The following is a 22,862-nucleotide window of genomic DNA, read 5'->3' as shown; positions in this document are numbered from 1 at the left end:
CGAGCAAGGGATTGCACCGCTGGCCTGCACTGTAATTTCTGACAGTAGCCAGCCCTGCGCTCGAAGCGTTAGAAGACATTGGCCAACAGGGCAGTTATTCGATGGGCGGTAACAATGGGAATGCACCACAAGACACCCACGCTGACGGTCGTCGATCCGCGTGGTTTATCAATTCGTTCGGTTGATTATTGGCGGGCCGTCGACAACCTGCCCACCGAGGCCCGCATCAGCCGCACTGTTCACGATGGCGCAGGGCGGGCGGTGAAACAGTGGGATCCGCGATTGTGGGCGCTGCAGGTGGGCGATCCCCTGGCACCGGCCAATCTGACCACGGTGTACTCGCTGTCCGGGAACGCGCTGCGCACGGACAGCGTCGACGCCGGAACGCAGATCAACCTGTATGGCTTGGCCGACGAAGTGTTGTTGGGCCGGGACAGCCGCGAAACCTGTCGCGAGGTTGAATATGACGATTTACTGAGGCCAGTGGCAGTGTTCGAGCAGGGCGCTGCGCAGCCGCGTCGCTGTGTCGAACGTTTTGAGTATGGTTGTCCTGGCCAGGGTAATCAGGACCATAACCAATACGGCCAACTGATTCGCCACGATGACCCGGCGGGCAGTGTGCTGTTCGACGCGTTTGCGATCAGCGGCCAATGTGTCGAAAACACTCGGCACTTCACTCTCGATCCGGTCACCCCCGACTGGCCGGAACTGATCAATGATCGCCAACGGCTGCTCGAACCCGGTTTGGGCGCGACATCCGCATGGCGGTTCGGCCCACTGGGTGATGGGTTGGAGCGGACCGATGCCAAGGGCAATCGTCAGGTCTTCAGTCTGACCCTTGATGGTCTGTTGCGTGAAACTCGTCTGCGACTCCATGGACTGACCGCCTGGCAAGTGCTGGTCAGCGATATCCAGTACAGCGCGCAGGGGCAGGTCGAGCACGAAACAACGGGCAACGCAGTGCAAACGACCCTCGTTTACCGTCCCGAAGATGGTCTGTTGATGGAACGTCGGGTACAGGATGCCGGCACCCGAATGTTGCAGCATCTGATCTACGACTATGACCCGATGGGCAATGTGTTGAGCATCGAGGATCAGGCGTTGCCCATCCGCTACTTCGCCAACCAGCGTATCGACCCGATCAATCGCTTCAGCTACGACAGCCTGTACCAGCTGATCGAGGCCTCTGGCTGGGAGGCGGGCGGTCCCAATCAAGGGCCCGAGTCGGTCCGCCGCACCGACCCGGCGGCTGTCGGCAACTACCGCCAGACCTACCGCTATGACGCAGGCGGCAATCTGTTGAAACTGACCCACGTCGGCGCGCAAGACCACGGGCGCGATTTGAAAGCCGCCCGCTACAGCAACCGCTGCCTGCCATATCGTAACGGCGTGCCACCGACTGAAGACGAAATCGCCGCCGCGTTCGACGCCAAGGGCAATTTGCTGGAGCTGGACCAGAGGCGCTTTCTGACGTGGGATCTGCGCAACCAGCTGCAATCGGTCAGCCCGGTGGAACGTGCTTCCGGGCGCAATGACAGGGAGTCGTATCTCTACGATGGCGGCGGCCAGCGCATACGTAAAATCCGCTCGTTGCAGACCAACGCCCGGACTGTGGTCGCTGACGTGCGTTACTTGCCGGGGCTGGAGTGGCGCACCGATAACGGTACCGGCGAGGTGCTGCAGGTGATCACCGCCCAGGCCGGACTCAACAGCGTGCGGGTGTTGCACTGGGAGAGCACTCCGCCTTCGGGAACAAACGACCAGTATCGATATGGCTTCACCGATCATTTGGGTTCGATCAGCCTGGAGTTGGCCGCTGATGCACGGATCATCAGCCGGGAAACCTTTTACCCGTTCGGCGAGACGGCCTGCCTGGCCGGGGATGATGTGATCGAGGTCAGTTACAAAACCGTTCGTTACTCGGGCAAGGAGCGGGATGCAACGGGGCTTTATTACTATGGATATCGCTATTACATCCCGTGGTTGCAGCGGTGGTTGAAGCCGGATCCGGCAGGAACGGTTGATGGTTTGAACCTGTATCGGATGGTTCGAAACAACCCGGTAGGCCTGGTTGATGAAAACGGGCTTAATCCCGACAAGGCAAAGGGCAGTTTGGTTTCAAGCATGACAGGACTTTCTGATGGAGCCTATGCATCCGGGGCTCCGGCACCTGCACGTCCCCCGATCCCGCTGAGGCCGGGAGCACTTCCGTCTGCGCCTCCCCGCCCACCCGTGCCCACGCGATCCAGCCCGGTTCAGATGAATGTAGCTGCGCCAGCGAAAAAGGAAGCTCCCCAACGACCACCGGCGCCAATTGCGTTGCCCACGGCGTCTCCGTCTACGGGGGCGCTCCCTTCATACGCGACCGATTCAATGGTTGTCGGCTCGCATTCATTGTCGATTGGCCCACGAGGGGGGGGTGTGGCCATGAGGGGGGACAATCGTGACCCCGACCAGATCCGTACCGCGGGTGGTTTTTTCCCCAGGGATAACAGAGGGTCAAAAATCAAAGAGGAGTTCAGGCAGGCCGCTGTGACCAAAGGGATCAACACCCTGGCCCAGGAGCACGTTAGAAGCCCCGTTGCGGGTTACGTGTCCACCGGCATGGATGAAGACTCAGGAGGGTACGGTGACACAAGAGCTTTCCTGTACCGGATGGAAATTCCGGGTTTGAAAGAGCGAGCCATCAATGATCAAACGCTGGGGCTCGGGTCACCTTTCAAATTCATTCCCAAAGGAAAGTTGGGTACCAGAGTGTTGATGAGTGGCGACACACTGGATCAGTCCGAGTTCGTTGCAATGATTCCCCCCATGACTGTGGAAATGACCTTCATTACTCCGATTCCGAGCGCTCACATCGTCGCTTACAGGCCCGCGAAGAGCAATCAATGGATACCTTTTTAATCATGGTGACCCTGATGTAAAAAGCCCCCGCCCAACCCCCTGCGGATAGGGACGCAGCGGGCTGGACGGGGGCTTTTTGTTTTACCGGTCAATCACTGCGCGATGGTTTTCACCGATACGCCGCGTTCGATCGGGGTGGAACGACCGTAGATATCTTCGAACCGCTCGATATCGTCTTCGCCCAGGTAGCTACCCGATTGCACTTCGATGATCTCGAGTGGAATCTTGCCCGGGTTGCGCAGACGGTGGACCGAGGCGATCGGGATGTAGGTCGACTGGTTTTCAGTCAGCAGGAACACGTTTTCGTCGCAGGTCACTTCGGCGGTACCGCTGACCACGATCCAGTGTTCGGCGCGGTGGTGGTGCATCTGCAGCGACAGGCACGCGCCCGGCTTGACCGAGATACGCTTGACCTGGAAGCGGCCGCCCATGTCCACCGAGTCGTAGGAGCCCCACGGACGATAGACTTCGCAGTGGGTCTGGGTTTCGCTGCGGCCCTGCTCGTTGAGGGTGTTGACCATCTGCTTCACGCCTTGGACCTTGTCCTTGTGGACAATCATCATGGCGTCCTTGGTTTCGACGACCACGATGTTTTCCAGGCCGATCACCGACACCAGTTTGCCGTTGCCGTGGATCATGCAGTTCTTGCTGTCCTGGATGACCACGTCGCCTTTGGTGACGTTACCGTTGGCGTCTTTTTCATTGACTTCCCACAGCGACGACCAGCAACCGACATCGCTCCAGCCTGCGGTCAGCGGCACCACGCAGGCGCGCTGGGTTTTTTCCATCACCGAGTAGTCGATGGAATTGTCCGGGCAGCAAGCGAAGGTGGCGGGGTCGATGTCGACGGTGTCGGCGTCTTGTGCACTACGTTCCAGTGTCAGTACGCAGGTGTCGTAGATGTCCGGATCGTGTTTTTTCAGCTCTTCGAGGAAACGGCTGGCGCGGAACAGGAACATGCCGCTGTTCCAGAAGTAACCACCGGACTGGACGAATTCGGTGGCGCGTTTCACGTCGGGTTTTTCGACGAAGTGCGAGACACGGCTGACGCCTTCCGGCAGCAGGGCATCGTTGGTGGATTTGATGTAGCCGTAACCGGTTTCCGGTTTGGTCGCCGGCACGCCGAACAGCACCATCTCGCCACGCTCGGCCGCCACGGTGGCCAGGGCCAGGGCGCGTTGCAGGGCTTTCTGGTCTTCCAGCACGTGGTCGGCCGGCAGCACCAGCATCAGCTCGTCGCGACCTTCATTGACCAGCATCATCGCGGTCAGGGCCACGGCTGGTGCGGTGTTACGGCCGAAGGGTTCCATCAGCACGCGCTGCACGTCCAGGTTGCGGGCGCCCAGCTGCTCGTTGACGATGAAGCGATGGTCCTTGTTGCAGACCACGATCGGGGTGTCCATGCCTTCGAACACCAGGCGTTCCAGGGTTTGCTGGAACAGCGTTTGTTCGCCGGTCAGGGCGAGGAATTGCTTGGGGAATTGCTTGCGCGAAAGCGGCCAAAGACGTGAGCCGCTACCACCTGACAAGATCACCGGAATCATGTTGTTACTCCTTTAAAATCGATTGGTTAGAGCCACGAACGTTCTGTCGTTTCACTCTTGTTCTTGTTCCGTGTCCGAATTGACGCCTGGGTCTCCTGTGGGAGCTGGCTTGCCTGCGATGGCATCACCTCGGAGTATCTGTTGCACCGAGTTGTCTGCATCGCGGGCAAGCCCGCTCCCACAGGGATATGGGTCAATCCGGCAAATGTGTTAGCGCGTCGACACCGGGCGTTTGACCCAGACTGGCGACAGGCTGCTGCCGTTGCCGGTGACGTACAGCACCGCGGCTTCACCACGCTCCAGGGCAACCGGTTTCACGTCGCCGACTTTGGTGGCGCCGTCGTACAGTGCCAGGCTGACTTTCACCGGGTTGATTTCACGCTCGCCACGGCCCTTGGCCGCCACGGACGGAATGACTTCGGTCTTGCCGTCGGCGGTTTTCAGGGTCAGGGCCTTGTCGCTCAGGTTCTGCACGCGTACCAGGGATTTCTGCTTGTTCTTGAACGGTGGCTCTTCGATCAGTTGCGGCGCGCCGCTGGCGTTGTTGACCAGGGTGTAATAGTGATCGCCGGCCAGTTTCACCGGCAGGGTCTGGCTGCCGACCTTGGCGCTGTAGTCGCCGCCCGGCATGAAGCTGAAGTCGGTGCTGGACAGCGGCGCGACTTCGTTCAGGTTGGTGGTACCGACGGTGGCGCTGACTTCAGCATTGCCGGCATTGTAGACCCGCACGAAGCTCGAGCCTTTTGGTGCGGTCGGGCCGTAGAGGGCGGCGTCGCCACCGGCGAACGCCTGCATCGACAGCACGCTCATGCCGGCGACGAGGGCGAAGGTCTTGGCGAGACGGCGAGGAGTAGTAGTGAAAGTCATGGTAGTACCTCTCTCTTTCAGTTTTGCGCCCGGTCGGGCGTCTCGGATTTAGTGTTTGCAGCTACGTTTTGTTGGCGTGCGCCGGCTTGTTTAAGCTCTGCGACCCACTGTGGGTCGGCGTCACCGATTTCGTTGTTCACAGGCAGATATCGTTCAGGAAACTCCCAGATCAGCACTTGTGGCGGGCTGTTCTTGAAGGCATCGCTTTTCAGGTAGCTGAGCATCGGCAGAATCGGACCGTGGCCGTCTTCGGCGTAGCTGACCACGTCGCTGTGCAACGCTTCTTTCAGCGCGCCGACGAAGTTCCAGTTCGGGTTGGCGCTGTAGCTGGTGCCGATCAGGGCCACCGGCACTTCAGTGTTGGCGAACAGGGCGTCATCACCGGCGGGCTGGTCCTGGGCCGCCACGGTGTTGCGCTTTTGCAAAGGTTCTGGCGCCGGCATCAGGTTTTCGAACAGCGGGTCCAGCGGCAGGAACAACCTCAGGTCACCCTTGTGCGTCACCTTCTCCGCAGGCTCGGTGATGAAGTTTTGCGGTTCGCCGCTGAGCGGAGCTTTGTCGGCAATGGTTTTGGCCAGGGTCTGGGCAGCGATTTGCGCGCCTTCCGGGGTCCAGTGGGTGTCGGTACGCAGGAACACTTGCTGACCGCCTTGCTTGGCCTTTTGCAGCGGGCCGAGCAGGTCAGGGGCGAGGATCTTGTCGGCTGCCACACGAGCGTGGAAGTCCTGGTACAAATTGGCGTGGATACTCGCCGGCTTCACTTCACCCAGGTGTTCCGGGTACAGACGCGTCTTGGCCGGGACAATGGCCATCACCAGTTGCACGCCTTTCTCTTTCAGTTCCTGGCGCACGCCTTCGACCAGCGCGTAGTTGCCTTGCAGGTTCAACTCTTCGTTGACGATCGGGTGAAACTCTTCATCGCTGTAGAGCCACTGATCGCGACCGAGCACCACGCCCGGACGACCTTCGTTGAACAGTTTGAAGTCCAGCGCGGCCCAAAGGTTGGTGCCCAGGCGCTTGATCGGGAACTCGTCGTCGTAGTGCGTCTCGACGGCTTTGGTCCAACGCCCGTTGAGCACGGTGGCATCGGCGTTGGTACTGAAGCCGAAGAAGCTGCGTACCGACCACACGCCCAAGGCCAGCAAGGTCACCAGGAACAGGGCGATGTAGAAGATGCGTAATGAGCGGGTCATGGTCAGATCCCTCAGAACTGGAAGTAAAGGAACGGCGAGAAGCTTTGCGCCGAGAGTTTGAGAATCGAGGCGATGAACAGCAGCAGCACCAGCGTGCGCATCACATAACGCGGCCAGTCCGCGACCCAGTAGGCCGGTTGCACAGTCGCTTCAACGCCGACGGTGTAACCCGGTTCGTGGATGCTGGCCGGGTTGTCACCCGGTACGGCTTTGATCATTCCAGGCGTCGCTGCGGCAGGGCCATCGGCCTCGACGTTTACGGCAGGCCTGGTCTTGACCGGTGGCCGGTTGGTGTAGAAATCACGGATGCCGAAGAACGCCAGGGTGACGTAGGCCACCACCAGGGTCGCCACTTGCAGACCGGTGAGGCTGGCCTGGTTGAGTTCCGACAGCGACCATTCGCCGAAGCTGAACATCGCGCCGTACATGCGACCGGCGACGTGCAGGTTTTCCGAGCGGAAGATCACCCAGCCCATGACGACAAGCAGGGAGGTCAGGGCCCAACGGATCGGGTTGATGCTGCGCGGCGAGGTGTTCAGGCCGAGGGCTTTTTCGATCGCCAGCCACATGCCGTGCCAGGCGCCCCAGACGATGTAGGTGATGTTCGCGCCGTGCCACAGACCGCCAAGCAGCATGGTCAGGAACAGGTTGCGATAGGTCATCAGCGTGCCTTTACGGTTACCGCCGAGGGTGATGTACAGATAGTCACGCAACCAGGTCGACAGGCTGATGTGCCAGCGACGCCAGAACTCGGTAATCGACTGGCTGATGTACGGCTGTTTGAAGTTTTCCATGAAGCGGAAACCCATCATCAAGCCCAGACCAATCGCCATGTCGCTGTAGCCGGAGAAGTCGAAGTACAGCTGCGCGGTGTAGGCCAGGGCGCCGAGCCAGGCGTCGCCCGTGGTCGGGTTCTGCAAGGCGAAGCAATGGTCGGCCACCACCGCCAGGGTGTCGGCGATGAAGACCTTCTTGATGAAGCCCTGCATGAACCGCGTGGCACCTTCGGAGAACTTGTCGAGGGTGTGGGTGCGGTTGTTGAACTGGTCGGCCAGGTCACGGAAACGCAACACGGGGCCCGCGATCAGGTGCGGGAAGATCGCCACGAATGCGGCAAAGTCGATCAGGTTGCGGGTCGCCGGGGTATCACCACGGTAGACGTCGATGATGTAGCTGATGGACTCGAAGATGTAGAACGAGATCCCGATCGGCAACAGCACATGGGTCAGAATGAACGGCGAAAGACCGACCGAGGTCATCATCGCGTTGATGCTGTCCACGCCGAAGTTGGCGTACTTGAAGTAGCCGAGGATGCACAGGTCGACGCCCACGCCCAGGAGCAACCAGCGTTGGGCCGGTTTGGTCCGAACGCCTGCCGCACCGACTTTCAGGCCGATCCAGTAGTTCCACAGCGTGACGGCTGCGAACAGCGCAAGGAAGTCCACACGCCACCAGGCGTAGAACACGTAGCTGGCGATCAGCAGCAGCAGGTTGCGATAGCGTTGCCCGCTCAAGTAGTACAAGCCGAGAAAGATCGGCAAGAACAGAAACAGGAACACGTTGGATGAAAATACCATCCCGATCTCTCCATGTTTAACCAACAGTCAAGGGCCAACGGCCCCCCCAAACCCCCCACGAAAATCTGGAGAGTTACGATCGTTCCCACGCTCTGCGTGGGAATGCCTCACTGGACGCTCTGCGTCCGCTTCGGCATGTGACGCGGAGCGTCACGGGCTGCATTCCCACGCGGAGCGTGGGAACGATCAACCCTAAGAGCCTTTGTTGGCTTTTGCGCTGGCCGGGTCGTAGACCTTGGTCAAATCCCCACCGAGGCGGAAGGTCTTGAACGGCTGCATTTTGTGTTTCTGCGCCAGCACATCCGGCGTGCAGGTGTAGAGCGAGCAGAACGGCTCGAGCCAGGCAAATTTCGAGTCGACCTTGAGGTCGGTCATGTCCTGGTCCTTGCCGTTCTTCTTCTCGAATTCATCCGGGTCTTTCACCCCTGCGAGCACGCGATCGCCCAGGCGTTTCAAGGCCCCGTTGTTTTCCTGGCGCAAATCCACACCGTTGACCTGAGCGAAACTGGCGATCATCGCCAGCGGCGGCAGGGCATAGTTGTGATAGGCGAGGGCGCGTTGCTGACGCTTGAGTTCGTTGGGCAGGAAGCCTTGGGCGTCGACCTGATTGGCGCCGACCTTGTATTCCTTGACGGCCCAATCGAACAGGTCGCGGCGGTTGGTGGCGACCGACGTGGCCATCACCGACCAGGCGGCCCAGTACGAGTGGTTGTTGGTTTGTTCGAGCGGGAGGTTGTCCCAATCGCTGACCACCTGATCGGCCATTTTGCTGAACCAGGCTTCAATCACCTGCGCTTCTTCCTGGTGGGTGGCCAGTGGATGCGAGTCAGAGAATTTCAGGCGGACGTAGGACGAAGCCATGCTGCCCAAGGCCCATTTGCGCATGGACTTGCCGGTGTGGTTGAAGTCCTTGGACATCAACGCATCCGCCCGAGCCCAAGTAGCCAGCCAGTTGAGCGTGCACTCCAGCTGTTCCGGGCGACCGTCACGCATGAACTGCATCACCCGCTTGCTGGTGCCGCGCTCGATCTTGGTGATGTCGGCGGTGGTCTCGCGGAAGGCTTTTTCCGATGCCTCGTTCAGGGTCGAACGGGCCTTGTCGGAACCTTCGTATTTGCTACGAAATTGCAGGGCGCCAGTGTAGGGCGTCGGCATCGCGTCGCAGCCTTCGCTCTTGTCGCCGGCTTTGACTTTTTCAATCGGCGCGAAGTAACCCTGTGGCGGGCGCAGTGGCGCGGCGGCCTGGGTGGCGCCGGCGAACATCGCCAGCGTCAGCAGGGACGGCGCGAGTAACTTTTTCAGCGTTCGGGTTTGCATGCAGTTCATAAGAGGTAGCCTCATTGCCCGGCTTGAGCGGTACGCTGCTCGGCGCCGGAGAACACGTTGCGTTTGCAGATTTTCGCTTCGACTTTCTGCGGCGCGGTACCTGCTTTTTCAGGCCCCTGGACTTCGACGGCCAGCAGATTCTGCGAGGCCCAGTCTTCGTCCGTGCGCAACTCGAAGGCGAAACGCCCGTCGGTATCGGAGGTTTCCGGTTTGTCGATCTTGATGTCCTCGTGGCGCCCATTCATGTACCAGAGGGTGGCTTGCAAGGTTTTCACCGAGGTGTCGGCGAAGCGGATATCGACCTGGTGGCTGCTGTTGCGCAGGTCCAGGTTCTTGCTGTTGACCATCAATTCGTTTTTGCCCGGCTTCAGCGTGGCGCTGGCGCTCATCTGTGCGTCTTTGCCTTCGCAACCGTTGTCCAGCAGCGCCATCATCTGGCGGTAGATGGTTTCCTGGTCGAGGCGATAAAGCGGCGAGAATTCCCAGATGAGAATCTTCGGTGGTTTGGTCTGGAACTCTTCGCTGCCCAGGTACTGCAGCATCGATCCTTCCAGGCCGCCGCCGGGGAACGCTACGTTGAGGATGTCGGCGCCGATGGCCTCTTCGAGGAAACCGGCGAAGTTGTAGTTCTTGCCGCTGTGACTGGTGCCGACCAGGGTGATTTCCGGATTGCCGGAATCACTGAACAGATCGCCATCCGCCGCTTCGCCCTTGGGCTCGGTGGTGAACTGATCCATGTACTGGATCGCGTAGCTGGTGCCACAGAGTTGACCCGCCATGTTGTGTAACGTTCCGGTCTTGCCCATGCGACCCGACTTATGGGTCTCGAATTCACGCTTGGGAACGTCGGCGAAGGCCGGCAATTGCTTGACCTTCTCGGCGACGATTTTAGCCGTGCGCTGGGCGCCATACGGCGTCCAGTGCTGGTCGCCGCGGAAGTAGAAATCGTGGGCTGGCAGGGTGTCGGGCAGCGATTCGTTGGTCAGCGGCGACAGGTCCGGGACCACGTAGCCCATCTGCGCGAAACGCCCGAGCATGCTCTTGTAGTTGGTCAGTGCCTTGTCAAAATCGTATCTGGCTTTTTCTTCCGGGTTCAGCTTGTTGCGGTTCACCAGGCCACGGGTCGGCTGGTAAACGATGACCAGCTCCACACCTCTGCTCTTGAACGCTTCGTGCAGTTGTTTCAGGCGTTTGTAGCCGGCGGGCGTGGTGTCGAACTCGGTGCGCAAGTCTTCTTGCGTACGGAATAGCCAGTCGCCTTGCGCCTGCACCAGCGTGGTGAAGTTCTGCTGATAGCGGGTGGTGTAGTTCTTCGGGTCGTGGGCTGCCGGGCACAGGCTGCAGCACGGCTCGGCGTTGAAGCTCGGTGCTTTGGCGTCTTCGGCACGCACGCCAGTGCTGGCCGCGAGAATGCCCGCGGTCAGGGCCGACAGGCTGAGTAATTTGATCAAGTGTGGGTGCATAAAATTATCCTCAGTCCCGCATTTCGGTCTGGCGTTCGACAGGGTCGATCAGCACGGCTTTCTGCTGGCGCACCAGCAGGTCGAGAATTTCATCCTGGCGCTCGCCGAGAATCCCGGAGAAGCTGATGCCGCTGGATTTGGTCGGCGCGAGCATCGACACGCGATACAACTCCACGCTCAGCGGCGAGTCGATCGACAGCGGTCCGCTGCCATTGGCGGCCAGTTCACCGCCGACCACGATCAGCGACACCTCGGCGTCGAACGGGTCGAGCTTGATGTCCCGGTCGGTGTCGGTCAGGTCTTTGATGTGCCCGTAGACACCGGTCAGGCCGTTGGCCATCGAGACGTTTTCGTACAGGCGAATGTTCACGCTGTTACGAATACGGATGCCGTGGCGTCGGTTGCTGATCACCTTGTTGCCCCACAACAGATTGTCGGCACTCTCGTAGAGGGTGATGCCGTCGGTGTGGTTCTTGTAGATCTCGTTGTAGGCGATCAGGTTGTTCACACTGTTACGGTCGATCACCAGGCCCGACAGCTTGTTGTCGTAGCTGCGGTTGTTGAAGATGAAGCTGTCGTTGACCTCACGGGAAATAATGATCCCGTGCTTCTTCTTGGTCCCGAACACCGTGTTGTCGGCGATGATCAGACCGTGGGAACGGTCATGGGGGTCGATGCCGTAGACGATGTTGTCTTTGTAGGTGTTGCCCTTGACCACGAAGTCGCGGGTTTCATAGCAGTAGAAGCCGTACCACATGTCCGAGAACTCGGAGCCGACGATCCAGCCGGTCGGTTCAGGGCGCTTGAGCACCTTGGCCATGTTCGGCGTGTATTGGGAAATACTCACGCCGTAGGACTTACTGTTGGCGTAACCGAAACTGGCGATCTTGCTGTTGGCGATGTAGGTCTCGGTGCCACCCCAGGACAGCAGGAATGGACGGAATTCCTTGGGCGACTTGAAGGCCGCCGGGCCGTTTGCCTTCTCGCTCCAGCCAGTGATTTTGGTATCACGCACGAACAACTGGCCGTCGTTGACCAGGAACGAACCGGCCTCTTGGGACAGGCGCAATTCCTGGGTCTGCTTGTCGATTTCCAGAATGCCCTTGTTACCCACCACGATCGGCAACTTCGCCAGGAACACGCCCGGCGAGGTTTCGCTGAAGTACTGCTTGGGCAGCTTCTTCGCCAAGTCCTTGAGGTTCATGTAGCCGTCGTCGACAAAGATCGCCTGCGGGATGCCATGCTGACGCACCACCCACTCGGCCATCTTGTTGTCGCCGCCGATGAAGTCCTTCAGGGCGTCTTCCTGCATCATCCGGCGCACGCTGATCTTGCCGGGTTTGGTGCGCACGATTTTCGCGGCGATGGCTTCGGCGGTGTAGCCAGAGGTGTCCGGCAGTTCTGGCTTGGCCAGGTCCAGCGGCGCGGTTGGCGCGCTGCTGACGGTGTAGGTCTTGGCCTGTTGCAGTCCCTTGGCCATGGTCGCCGATTTGCTCTGCTGTTCAGGCTGGTGCACAGACTTGGCCGGTTCAACGGTGGCGAAGGCCGCCGTGCTGGCCAGCAGCAGCGCGCCGGCCAGCAGGCTGATCGAGCCTTTCTTGGCACTGTTCATGTCGGGCACTCCCTTCGCGGTTTGCATCAGAAGCGCCAGACCACGTCGACAAACGCGCGGTGCATGTACGAGTCGACGCCTTTGCCATACGCGTCACCGGGCTTGAACACACCGCCACGCACACGCACCAGGGCCGAAGGCTCATCGATTGATTGGCTCAAGGAGGCGGGCAGCAGGCCCTGCTTGAAGTACTTGGTGACGACCACGTCCATTTCCTGACCGAGGTCCTTGTTGCCATCTTCCAGCGGCAGGGAGGTGCTGGAGAGGATCGCGCCGGTCACGTCGTCGGTGTTGTTTTCGACGGCGTTGATGCCGTTGCTGCCCACCGGCTTGTTGCCGTCCACGCGCCAGAACTTGTGGTAGATCAGGCTGGCGTCGTATTCGTCGTTGAGCATCCACGAGCCGAACAGGGTAGCGGTCTGCATGTTGTTCATTTCGCCACGGAAGGCTTCGCCGAAACGGTGAACCCGCGAGCGCGTACCGGTGTAGTTCGAACGGTTGCTTTCCAGGCCGGTCTGTTCGTACTCGGCGCTGGCGCGGGCATAGGCTGCGCCGACTTGCCACTGCGGATCGAGGCGCAGACGCACACCCACGTCGGTGGCCCAGCCGTTCAGGTCTTCGCCACGCTTGGCTTCTGCCGGGCGGGTGCCGTCGGCATTCAACGGGTTGACCGTGTCACGGTCGCCGCTCATGCCGGTGATGCTGCCCCAGTAGTTGACGGTGTTGGTGTTGCGCCAGTTGTAGGCATCGCTGTCGGCGGTAAGGCCGAGCCAGCTGATGTCGCCGTTTTGTTTCTTGTCCAGAGAATCGCCGGCAACGCCCGGCTCCGGATAGTCGAGCTTGCCGTCATCGTGGGTGTGATGACCGCGAATGCCGACCCAGTTACCCGGCGACCATTGGGCGGCGACGTCGCCGAAAACGTGCAGGCGATCCTTGTCCTTGGGTGCCAGTTCTTTCAGGTCGGTGCGGTATTCGCTGAAGCGTTCGGCGACGCCGACGTTGGCGCGCAACAGGGTGGTGTCGAAGGTCCAGTTCAGGGCTTCGATGTTGGTGTCGCGCCATTGGCCGTCGTCGTTGCGCAGGCGTTGGCGACCGAGCTTGAGGATCTCGCCAGGGTAGGGTGTGAGGCCGCTGTAGCCGACCCAGAACTCGCGCATTGCCAGGTAGTTCTTCTTGGTTTTGCGATCACCGTTGTCGGTGGTCTGGGTACCGCTGTTGTCGGACTGTTGCAGGGTGTCCGTTTCGATGATATCGGTGGATGTCACGGCCTGGCCCATGGCGTAGGCGCTCCACGCGCCGCTCTCGCCGTATACCCACGGACGCAGGTCGAGGCCGACGCCGTTTACGTCACCGCCACTGGCAGTACCCAGGTCACGGTCGTCTTCGGACTGGCCGGTAACTTTGACTTCGAGGCCGAAATTCTTGTCTTCGGTCAGGGCCGCCAGGGTCGGGCACGACCACAGCAGGGCGAATGTCAGGCCAATACCGGCCTGCACGAATGGATTGAGCTTCATAGGGATTCCTCGCCGTCTTCTTCTTGCAGGGCGTGCAGTTCCAGCGTGTCCGGACTCACGGTGCTACGAATGGCTTGCTCTTGTTTGAGCAGGCGTTGGGCCTCGGCCAGCCGGTCAGGCGGCAGTTGCGCTTCGATTGTTTGCGCAAGCTCAGTGGCTTGCGGAGTGCCTTGAGCCTTGGCCAATTGGCTGAAGACGTAAGCGTTGACCGGGTCGGGCCGGGTGCCCTTGCCTTGGGAGAACAGTTGGGCGATGGCGAAATCGGCGCTGTTCTGGCCGTTGCGCGCAGCGGTCAGCAGGTGATCCAGGGCTTTCTGCGGATAGACCTTGCCCAGGTAACCACGGCGGTAAATCTGGCCGAGGTAGTAATCGGCGGCGACTTCCTTGCCGACGGCTTTCTGGAAGTGCTCTTCGGCGACCTTGGCGTCGGCCGGCACCATTTTGCCTTCGTAGTAGAGCTTGCCGAGCAACAGTTCCGCGCGCGGCTGGTCGGCGGCGCGGCCGTTGTCGAGGTACTTCATCATGGTGTCGACGTCGCCCAGTTCAGGGAAGTCGTAGAGCAGTTGCGCCAGGCTGACCCAGGACGCCGGGTAGCCAGGGGCGATACCTTCGAGCAGCGACTGAGCGGTTTTTTCGTCGGTCTTGCCCAGACTTGCATCGCCCAGTACGCGGGCCACGCTGTCCACCCGTTGCGCAGAGACGGCGCCACGGCTGTGAGCGGCTTGCATCTGCTTGATCAGCTCGGCCGTTTGTTCTGGCTGGGCTTTTTTCTGATAGACCGTGGCCAGTTCGACGTAGCAGATGTCGGTGGTGTTCAACGCCGCCTTGCAGATTTTTTCCACGTCATCCAGGTGCTGGTCGTAAGTGCCCTGGGTGCGATAGAGCAGCACCTGGGCCAGACCCGCTTCGGGCTTGCCTTCGGTGCGCCATTGGCTGATCTGCTGCTGTGCGTTCACGTTCGGGAAACTGTGCGGGTATTGCAGGTACAGCATTGCCAGCGGGATCAGGGTATTGCCTTCACCATTGGTCGCGGCTTTCTTCAACAGTGCTTCGGCTTCGTGGTGTTCGGCTTCGGTGGCGCCGGGTTTGGCCACCAGCAGGCGACCCAGGCGAGCCTGAGCCCGCGGCGAGACACTGGCTGCGGCGCGGTAAGTCGCCTCGGCCTTTTTGATTTGTGCCGGGTCGCGGCTGTCGACCTGCAGATCGGCCAGGCCAACCTGGGCTTCGCTGTAGCCCAGGTCTGCCAGTTGCTGGTAATTCTGCGCCGCCAGCGCGGTGTCGCCGCGCTTGAGGGCTTCATTGGCCAGACGCTGGTCGGGCAGGCCGGCGCAACCGGCCAGGCTCACGGCCAAAGCCAGCGAGCACACCACATAACCACTGTGGGAGCGGGCTTGCCCGCGATTCAGGCGGCTCGGTGCTTCAGAAAGACCGCGTTTATCCAATCGCGGGCAAGCCCGCTCCCACAGGATTCGCGGCGTTTTCAGGAGACTGATGATCGTCACGGGCATGTCCTCTGTTTAAAGACCGGCGGCCATGGCTTTGTTGATCAGCCAGTTCAGGTTCGGGCCACGGGTGCTGTTCACTTCCACCGGGCGACCGGCGAAGGCGCTGTCCAGTGGCTCGTCAGGTTTGATCTGCACGCGGATGTCGGACGACAGGTCGGCGCTTTTCAGGCTGGTGCTGCTGACGATCTTGCCGGTACGGGTCTGGTCTTCGCCGGCGATCTGGAAGCTGACCGAAGTACCTGGGCGCACGTCGCCGAACTGGCGATAGGAGAAGCGTGCCTCAACGTTGGCTTCGGTGTTGCGCGGCACCAGCTGGAAGATCACATCGCCTTTGCTGGCGTATTGACCGTTAGCCACCAGTTGCTGAGCCACGGTGCAATCGCACGGCGACGTCAGGGTGCCGGTCATTTGCTTGCCGAACAGTTCTTCGACCTTGGACGGTTGCAGTTGATCTTCGTCCAGATGGCCCTTGAGTATGTCGAGCATGCTGGTGCTGAAGGTCGCCAGCGGTGCGCCTTTGGCGGCCACGCCGTCAGCCTTGATCAGGCTCTGCACGGTGCCGTCGCGCGGCATGGTGATGTTCATGCCTTGCACGCTGACCAGGCCAGCCTGCGCGTGGCTGACGAAGTACATGCCGTACACCGATTTGATAATGAAACCGAACGCCACCAGGCCGACCACGAAGATACCGGCGCTGAAGGTCACCGCTTTCAGACGGCCGAGCGGCGTCATGCCGTGGCCGCCGTCCTTGACCTTGCGCGCCTTGGTGAAGTTGTCGCGCTGCAGGGTCGCGAGCATTTCACCCACGCTGACGATGTCGCCGGCCAGGTGCGAGGTGATCAGGTGGCGCAGGGTGGAAATGTCCCGGGGTTCCAGGTTCTGGAACTGGCAACCGGTGCGACCGGTCTGGCGATCGACGGAGCGGATTTGCAATTCCACGTCCATGGCCAGGCCGAGGTTATCGATGACGAATTGCAGGCGGGCCTTGTGCACATCGCCGACCTTCAGCGGCAGCTGACCGGCGTTGAACGCCAGGCCGCCAGCGGAAAGGTCGATGACGCGGGCTTCAACCGGAGTCCGATCAGGACCGAAGAAACGCAGCTTGGCCGGGATTTTCACGCGTGCGTGTTGGCGCTGGGCTTCGGATTCGTGCACTACGTTGCTGTTGACGGCGGTATTCATATGGGCGATTTCCTAGTTAATTCAGGCGAGTTCGGTCAGACCATCATCAGCAGCACGGCGACAAAAATGCTGCCGGCGGAGAAGGTCATGGTCCGAGACGACCAGGTGTTGAACCAACGTTGAAAGCTGGCGAGATCACGGGTCAATTTGGTGTCCTGGCGGGTCCAGGATTGTTGGTCGAGGCGGAAGAACACGTAGATCTTCACCAGCGCGCCGACGATCTGGTTGTAATAGAGAATCGCCGGGTAAGCCGGGCCGATCCGGTGACCGGAACAGGACAGCAGCACGGTCAGGATCAGACGGGTGATGCCGATCCACAGCAGGTAAACCAGGATGAACGCGGTGCCGTACTTGAAGGTGGCGATGAGCGCCACGGTCAGGCCCAGCAAGGACGTCCACATCGACACGCGCTGGTCGAACAGCACCACCGAGGTGAACAGACCGAGGCGTTTCATCCCCAGGCCAAGGGCGCGGGAGTTCTGCCGCAGGTTGTTGCCGTACCAGCGGAACATCAGTTTGCGACTGGCCTTGATGAAGCTCTTTTCCGGTGGGTGTTCCACGGTATGGATCGCGGCGTCGGGCACGTAGAACGTGTCGTAGCCCAGGCGCATCAGGCTGAACCAGCTCGACTTGTCGTCACCGGTCAGGAACTTGAAGCGGCCCAGGCGCCAGTGTTGCAGCGAGTCACTTTCCACGTCGGCGATGAAGTCCGGGTCGGTCACCACGGAGGCGCGGAACACCGACATCCGGCCGGTCATGGTCAGCACGCGCTTGGACAGGGCCATGGAGCACATGTTGATGTGACGCTGGGCGAATCGCAGTTTGTGCCATTCGCTCATGATGTAGCCGCCGCGCACTTCGCAGAACTCGTTGGTGGTCAGGCCGCCGACATTGCCGAACAGCTGGAACCACGGCACGGTCTTGAGCACGACGCCTTCGGCCAGCACGGTGTCGCCATCGATCACTGCAACCACGGCGCGGTCGTCCGGCAGGTGGCGGGAGATGGCGCGGAAACCGTAGGCCAGGCCATCGCGCTTGCCGGTGCCGGGAATGCGCACGAAGTCGAGCTTGACGCTCGCGGGTGGGTTCATGCGCTTCCAGAGGCTCTTGACCAGCAGCTCATCGGACATTTCGACGATGGAACACACCACGGTGGTCGGCAGGCCGCAGTCGATGGCCTCGCGGATCACCGAGCTGTAGACCTGCGCGGTGGTCAGCGCGTCGATACGGAAGCTGGTGACCATCAGAAATACATGGGACGGGTCTGCCGCTTTACCCAGCTTGCGCACTTTGCGCCGCAGGTGCGGGTAGACCACGTATAGAAACAGCATGCCGCGCAGAAAGTGCGTGGCACCCATCGAGTAGCGCCAGATACCGACGATACCGATCAGGAAGATGAAGTCCTTCGACTCGGAGTCGAACGTGGACACAGGCAGCGCCATGGCGATGCCCATCAGTAAACTTAGGTAAAACAGCCAACCGGCGGCTTGAAGTAGGCCGTGCTTTAGCCTGTGCATAATCTGCATCCGTCTCGATCTCGGGCGAGCCTGTGGGGTGGCCCGATGGGGTTAAGGCAGGCCTGTGAAAACTGGCGACACCCGCTCTGGGTGACGCCAGAAATCCCGGTAGGAGCTGCCGCAGGCTGCGATCTTTTGATCTTTGTCTTTGGGTTCACTCAGGACTCAAGTGCCCTAGGAAAGATCGCAGCCTCGTTTCACTCGACAGCTCCTACAGGCGTGTTACCAGCAGATACCTTCGGTGCGCTTGCTGACGCTGGTGGCTTGAGACATGAAGCCGACCAGGTCGATCACTTGCTTGCCGTGTGGAGCTTGCTGCGCCAGGGCGCGGAATTTCTCGTCACGGTTGCCGAGGATGATCACGTCGGAGTTGTTGATCACGTCGTCGAAGTCCGAGTTGAGCAAGGACGAGACGTGAGGGATCTTCGACTCGATGTAATCCTTGTTCGCACCGTGGACACGGGCGTACTCGACGTTGCTGTCGTAGATGCTCAGGTCGTAGCCTTTGCCGATCAGCATTTCGGCCAGATCAACCAGTGGGCTTTCGCGCAGGTCGTCGGTGCCGGCCTTGAAGCTCAGACCCAGCAGGGCGACTTTGCGTTTGTCGTGGCTGGAGACGATGTCGAACGCGTTCTGCACCTGGGATTCGTTGCTGCGCATCAGCGAGTTCAGCAGCGGTGCTTCCACGTCCAGGGAACCGGCGCGATAGGTCAGGGCGCGCACGTCTTTTGGCAGGCAAGAGCCGCCGAATGCGAAGCCCGGGCGCATGTAGTACTGGGACAGGTTCAGCGTCTTGTCCTGGCAGACCACTTCCATCACTTCACGACCATCGACACCGACGGCCTTGGCGATGTTGCCGATCTCGTTGGCGAAGGTCACTTTGGTGGCGTGCCACACGTTGCAGGTGTACTTGATCATCTCGGCGACAGCGATGTCCTTGCGGATGATCGGAGCGTCGAGTTCTTCGTACAGCGATTGCAGAACGTCACCCGAAGCCTTGTCGAACTCGCCGATGACGGTCATTGGCGGCTGGTCGTAGTCGGCGATCGCGGTGCTTTCACGCAGGAACTCAGGGTTCACTGCAACGCCGAAGTCGACGCCTGCCTTCTTGCCGGAGCAATCTTCGAGGATCGGGATTACCACGTTTGCCACGGTGCCCGGCAACACGGTGCTGCGAACCACAATGGTGTGGCGGGTGGTTTTATCACGCAGGACAAAACCGATCTCGCGGCACACGGCTTCGATGTAGTTCAGTTCCAGGTCGCCGTTCTTCTTGCTCGGCGTACCGACGCAGATCATCGACAGGTCGGTGTCGCGAATCGCTTCGGCGAAGTTGGTCGTGCCGCGCAATTTGCCCGTCTCGATACCCTGCTGCAGAAGTTCGCCCAGGCCCGGTTCAACGATCGGCGATTTACCAGCGTTGATCATATCGATTTTGTCTTTGGCGACATCGACGCCAACGACGTCATGGCCCCGTGCAGACAGGCAACCGGCACAGACTGCGCCGACGTAACCCAAACCAAATATGCTGATGCGCATCGCAATTACCTCTCAGTTAATCAAGACTGTGTTCAACAAGCCATTACATGGCCGGAGTTAATGGTGTTCAGCGGTCATAGTGCACTCGCAAGTGCGCCTTACAGGCGCTACAGTGTCGTGTGCAGGCATACTAAGTTCCGAGTGTCTAAATAAGTGCACTCAAGATGTGCGCAATCAGGCCTTGTTATTATGATGTGCCCTGTTATGCAGCCGACCCTCTGATCAGAGGACGTTCGTGCAAAGGCCTTGCGCGCTCAATGCCAGGCCAGAAGCCCGTAAATCAAGCGGTTGGGTGCTCGGGTGAGCACGTTTATAGGGGCGTGGCCGTGGCCTTGTAGGGGATAGTATTGATACGTTATCTCCTGTCCTTCATGTGTTGCCCAAATTAGGGATTAGTAAGCAGAAGTTCGTGTGACAACTTCGCTATGTAAATCTCTTCTCTGCGTAAGTTATCTCGTACAAGCGCCGAGAGAATCGTTACCGGTGGTATGAGCGGCGCATTTAGACATAGTTCCAGTCCGCCCATCGCGAATTCTGAAATTTCTTGAAATATGGAAAAAGATGGCACTGCTCTCATATTGATAGCACTTGCCGTTTCGCCCTTTATATATAGGGTGATTGTTGTCTTGGGTACTTTTTTGCCACTACAGATAAAAATTTTCAGTGCCACTACTGAAAAAAATGATCAATGTCGAGTGAAACTAAAGTTAGAAATTCGAGTGCTTGATTTTTGGCGCCAATAAAGCGGCGAAAAGGCGGGAGTTATTCGAGTATCAACGGAGCGGCGCACGACGAAGTAACCAATGTCGTGCGCCGACCTGGTGCAGGTTTCCATTACTCCGGCGCGTGATCGCGCAGGAACACCAGATTGTCCGGTTTAGACTGCTCGCTGCTGTAGCGATAACCCTGAACGTCGAACTGCTTGAGGGCGGCCGGGTCATTGATGCGTTCTTCGATGACGAAGCGACTCATCATGCCGCGGGCTTTTTTCGCGTAGAAACTGATGATCTTGTATTGGCCGTTCTTCAGGTCCTTGAATTCGGTATTGATGATGCGCGCGTTCAAGGCACTGCGTTTGACTGCCGAGAAGTACTCATTGGAGGCCAGGTTCAGCAGCACATCGTCGCCCTGATCGGCTAACGCTTCGTTCAACCATTCGCTGATTCGCGTGCCCCAGAAGGCATACAGGTCCTTGCCCCGGGCATTGGCCAGTTTGGTGCCCATCTCCAGCCGATAGGGCTGCATCAGGTCCAGAGGGCGCAGCAGGCCGTACAGGCCGGAGAGCATGCGCAAGTGTTGCTGGGCGTAGTCGAAGTCAGCATCGCTGAAGGTTTGTGCGTTCAGGCCGGTATAAACGTCGCCCTTGAACGCCAGCAAGGCTTGCTTGGCGTTGGCTGGGGTGAAGGCCGGGGTCCAGCTGCCGAAGCGCGCGGCATTGAGGCCGCCAATTTTGTCGGAGACATGCATCAGCTCGCTGATCTGCGCCGGCGTCAGGTCGCGCAGTTGCAGGATCAGCTCCTGGGAATGGTCGAGGTATTGTGGCTGAGTGAAACGCGGGGTCGCCGGCGGTGTTTCGTAGTCGAGGGTCTTGGCGGGGGAAATCACCATCAGCATGAAGTCGTCTCCTTTAATCGTGGGGGCGATTCTAGGGGGTTGTCTGTGTTGACTCCAGCTATCAAGGTCATAGGTGATGATCGGTGGCTACCGGTAAAACCCTGGGGGATCGTCGTTACTTCGGGGAAGGGTGTTGGATCGGATATAGTGCCGCGCGGGTTTTGTTATGGAGGCATCCCATTGCGTATCGTTTTTCTATTCTTTGCCTGGCTGTTGAGCTTTGGCGCCCTGGCGGCGCCGGGCGATGTGGCGACGCTGGATCGCAGCACCTGGCCTGAGCAGCTCAGCAGCCCGACGCTGTTCGACGTCGCCTCGCGGGCCGAAATCCTCATGTTCGCCCGTGTCCTGCTGGCCAGTGAATCGCTGGACGAAGCGAGCCTGGCTCAACGTCTGGGCCTGCGCACCCTCAATCTGGCGTCGGTCAACCAGCTGCGTCAGCACTTGTGGCAGCGTTTGCTGACCAACTACAACTTCGCCCAGCGCAGTTGCGATCAGGATGCCTCCTTCTGTTTTCTGGTCGAGGACATGGACACCTTGCGTGAGCAAGCGGCCAAGTTTCAGGTCAGCGACGACAGCTATTACATCAAGTGGGCCGAGCCGAGCCGGTTGTTCCACGCGCAGTACCTGGACGAGCAGTTGCGCAAGGCCGCGCTGTTCCCGCAGACCAGCAGCGAAGTCGATCGTTTTGGCGACTATGAACGCAATGGCGATGCCATGAATGACCGCCTGTTCCTGCTGACCTTCGACAGTGCCGCCAATGCCACGCCCGATAACACGGCCTGGGTCACCGAGTACCTGCGCAAATCGAACATGAGCGCTACGTTCTTCGTCCTCGGCAAGGACATTCAGGCCCGTCTGGCCGAGCGTTCGGTGACCAGCCTGCAAGGCACTTATTCGCAGCAATGCGTGGGTGTACAGGGTTGGGAGTTCCGCTCTCACAGCCACTGGCAAGACTGGCAGGATTCGGTACGGCGCAGCGTCGAGCTGGTCAAAGGCAAGCTGCCGGAGAATTACGTACCGCTGTTTCGTCCACCCGATGGCCAGCGTCGGTCCGATGCTGAAGGCTTCTTCACGTCTCAGGGTTTGCAAGTGGCGTTGTGGGACATCGACGCCCAGGACGGCGCCGGCAAGCTCAAGGGCAACCAGAGTGCACAACGGGTGTTGACCCTGATGCTGCTGTGGCGGCACGGGGTGATCAACTTCAATGTGAAGCAGGATGCGCTGAAAACTGCGATGCCCTGGCTCATTACACAAACGGCGCCAAGCGGGATCGGTTGGGAGCATTGTCAGGACGCGTTTCGCTGAAACGGAGAAAGCCCGTAAACATTGAGCCGGGGGCGTTTTTGAGAGAGATTTCGGTGCAGGCGGACTTCCGACTTTAGCGGGGTGGTGGCAGTCCGCCAAGTGCTATTGGTCATTCTGCAAAATAAACTTCAAAAAAGCGTCAAAGTGCTTTTTTCTGTCACAGGTTTTGGAGTATTACGAAGACAGACCGCCGAAACCTG

General features: G+C 59.7%; 15 protein-coding genes. 2 read left to right on the top strand and 13 right to left on the bottom strand.

Features of this window, described 5'->3' with window-relative positions:
- Positions 1–114: 114 nt before the first annotated feature.
- The gene (locus LOY38_RS24855) at positions 115–2,904 is read left to right on the top strand and encodes an RHS repeat domain-containing protein (RefSeq protein WP_258697474.1); all 2,790 of its coding nucleotides are present in this window, start codon (positions 115–117) and stop codon (positions 2,902–2,904) included.
- 92 nt (positions 2,905–2,996) lie between these two features.
- Here LOY38_RS24855 and LOY38_RS24850 read toward each other — a convergent pair whose 3' ends face one another.
- The 13 genes from LOY38_RS24850 to yaaA all read right to left on the bottom strand — a co-directional run bounded on the left by LOY38_RS24850 (position 2,997) and on the right by yaaA (position 21,357).
- On the bottom strand, positions 2,997–4,448 hold the full coding sequence (locus LOY38_RS24850) for a mannose-1-phosphate guanylyltransferase/mannose-6-phosphate isomerase (RefSeq protein WP_258697473.1): 1,452 nt from the start codon (positions 4,446–4,448) through the stop codon (positions 2,997–2,999).
- Positions 4,449–4,658: 210 nt separating this feature from the next.
- The gene (locus LOY38_RS24845) at positions 4,659–5,315 is read right to left on the bottom strand and encodes an alginate O-acetyltransferase AlgF (RefSeq protein ID WP_258697472.1); all 657 of its coding nucleotides are present in this window, start codon (positions 5,313–5,315) and stop codon (positions 4,659–4,661) included.
- A 17-nt stretch (positions 5,316–5,332) separates the two neighbouring features.
- Positions 5,333–6,508, bottom strand: coding sequence for an alginate O-acetyltransferase (locus tag LOY38_RS24840; RefSeq protein ID WP_258697471.1), 1,176 nt, complete (start codon positions 6,506–6,508; stop codon positions 5,333–5,335).
- Positions 6,509–6,519: 11 nt separating this feature from the next.
- Positions 6,520–8,085, bottom strand: a complete 1,566-nt coding sequence (locus LOY38_RS24835) for an MBOAT family protein (protein WP_258697470.1) — start codon at positions 8,083–8,085, stop codon at positions 6,520–6,522.
- 192 nt (positions 8,086–8,277) lie between these two features.
- A complete protein-coding gene (locus LOY38_RS24830; protein ID WP_258697469.1) occupies positions 8,278–9,411 on the bottom strand; it encodes a mannuronate-specific alginate lyase in 1,134 nt (377 codons plus the stop codon).
- 11 nt (positions 9,412–9,422) lie between these two features.
- Positions 9,423–10,874 (bottom strand): alginate O-acetyltransferase, encoded by a 1,452-nt coding sequence (locus tag LOY38_RS24825; RefSeq protein ID WP_258697468.1) that lies wholly within the window; start codon positions 10,872–10,874, stop codon positions 9,423–9,425.
- 10 nt (positions 10,875–10,884) lie between these two features.
- Complete coding sequence (gene algG, locus LOY38_RS24820; protein WP_258697467.1) at positions 10,885–12,486, bottom strand: mannuronan 5-epimerase AlgG; 1,602 nt, start codon at positions 12,484–12,486, stop codon at positions 10,885–10,887.
- A gap of 26 nt (positions 12,487–12,512) precedes the next feature.
- Positions 12,513–14,000 carry an alginate export family protein gene (locus tag LOY38_RS24815; protein WP_258697466.1) on the bottom strand — a complete coding sequence of 496 codons (1,488 nt, stop codon included), beginning with the start codon at positions 13,998–14,000 and terminating at the stop codon, positions 12,513–12,515.
- Positions 13,997–15,508, bottom strand: a complete 1,512-nt coding sequence (gene algK, locus LOY38_RS24810; protein ID WP_258697465.1) for an alginate biosynthesis TPR repeat lipoprotein AlgK — start codon at positions 15,506–15,508, stop codon at positions 13,997–13,999. Before algK ends, LOY38_RS24815 begins: the two co-directional genes overlap by 4 nt.
- A gap of 9 nt (positions 15,509–15,517) precedes the next feature.
- A complete protein-coding gene (locus tag LOY38_RS24805; protein WP_258697464.1) occupies positions 15,518–16,687 on the bottom strand; it encodes an alginate biosynthesis protein Alg44 in 1,170 nt (389 codons plus the stop codon).
- 35 nt (positions 16,688–16,722) lie between these two features.
- Positions 16,723–18,204 carry a mannuronan synthase gene (gene alg8 / locus LOY38_RS24800; RefSeq protein WP_408980541.1) on the bottom strand — a complete coding sequence of 494 codons (1,482 nt, stop codon included), beginning with the start codon at positions 18,202–18,204 and terminating at the stop codon, positions 16,723–16,725.
- 222 nt (positions 18,205–18,426) lie between these two features.
- Positions 18,427–19,743: a nucleotide sugar dehydrogenase gene (locus tag LOY38_RS24795; protein ID WP_258697463.1), complete on the bottom strand. Its 1,317-nt coding sequence runs from the start codon at positions 19,741–19,743 to the stop codon at positions 18,427–18,429.
- 834 nt (positions 19,744–20,577) lie between these two features.
- Positions 20,578–21,357 (bottom strand): peroxide stress protein YaaA, encoded by a 780-nt coding sequence (gene yaaA, locus LOY38_RS24790; RefSeq protein WP_258697462.1) that lies wholly within the window; start codon positions 21,355–21,357, stop codon positions 20,578–20,580.
- A 180-nt stretch (positions 21,358–21,537) separates the two neighbouring features.
- On the opposite strand from yaaA, the gene LOY38_RS24785 reads away from it, so the two are divergent.
- The gene (locus LOY38_RS24785) at positions 21,538–22,662 is read left to right on the top strand and encodes a polysaccharide deacetylase family protein (protein ID WP_258697461.1); all 1,125 of its coding nucleotides are present in this window, start codon (positions 21,538–21,540) and stop codon (positions 22,660–22,662) included.
- Positions 22,663–22,862: the final 200 nt, after the last annotated feature.

The organism is Pseudomonas sp. B21-015 (assembly GCF_024749285.1).
Classification (GTDB): Bacteria; Pseudomonadota; Gammaproteobacteria; order Pseudomonadales; family Pseudomonadaceae; genus Aquipseudomonas.
Note: the sequence above shows the minus strand (reverse complement) of the source record. Positions and strands in the feature narration are given on the sequence as shown.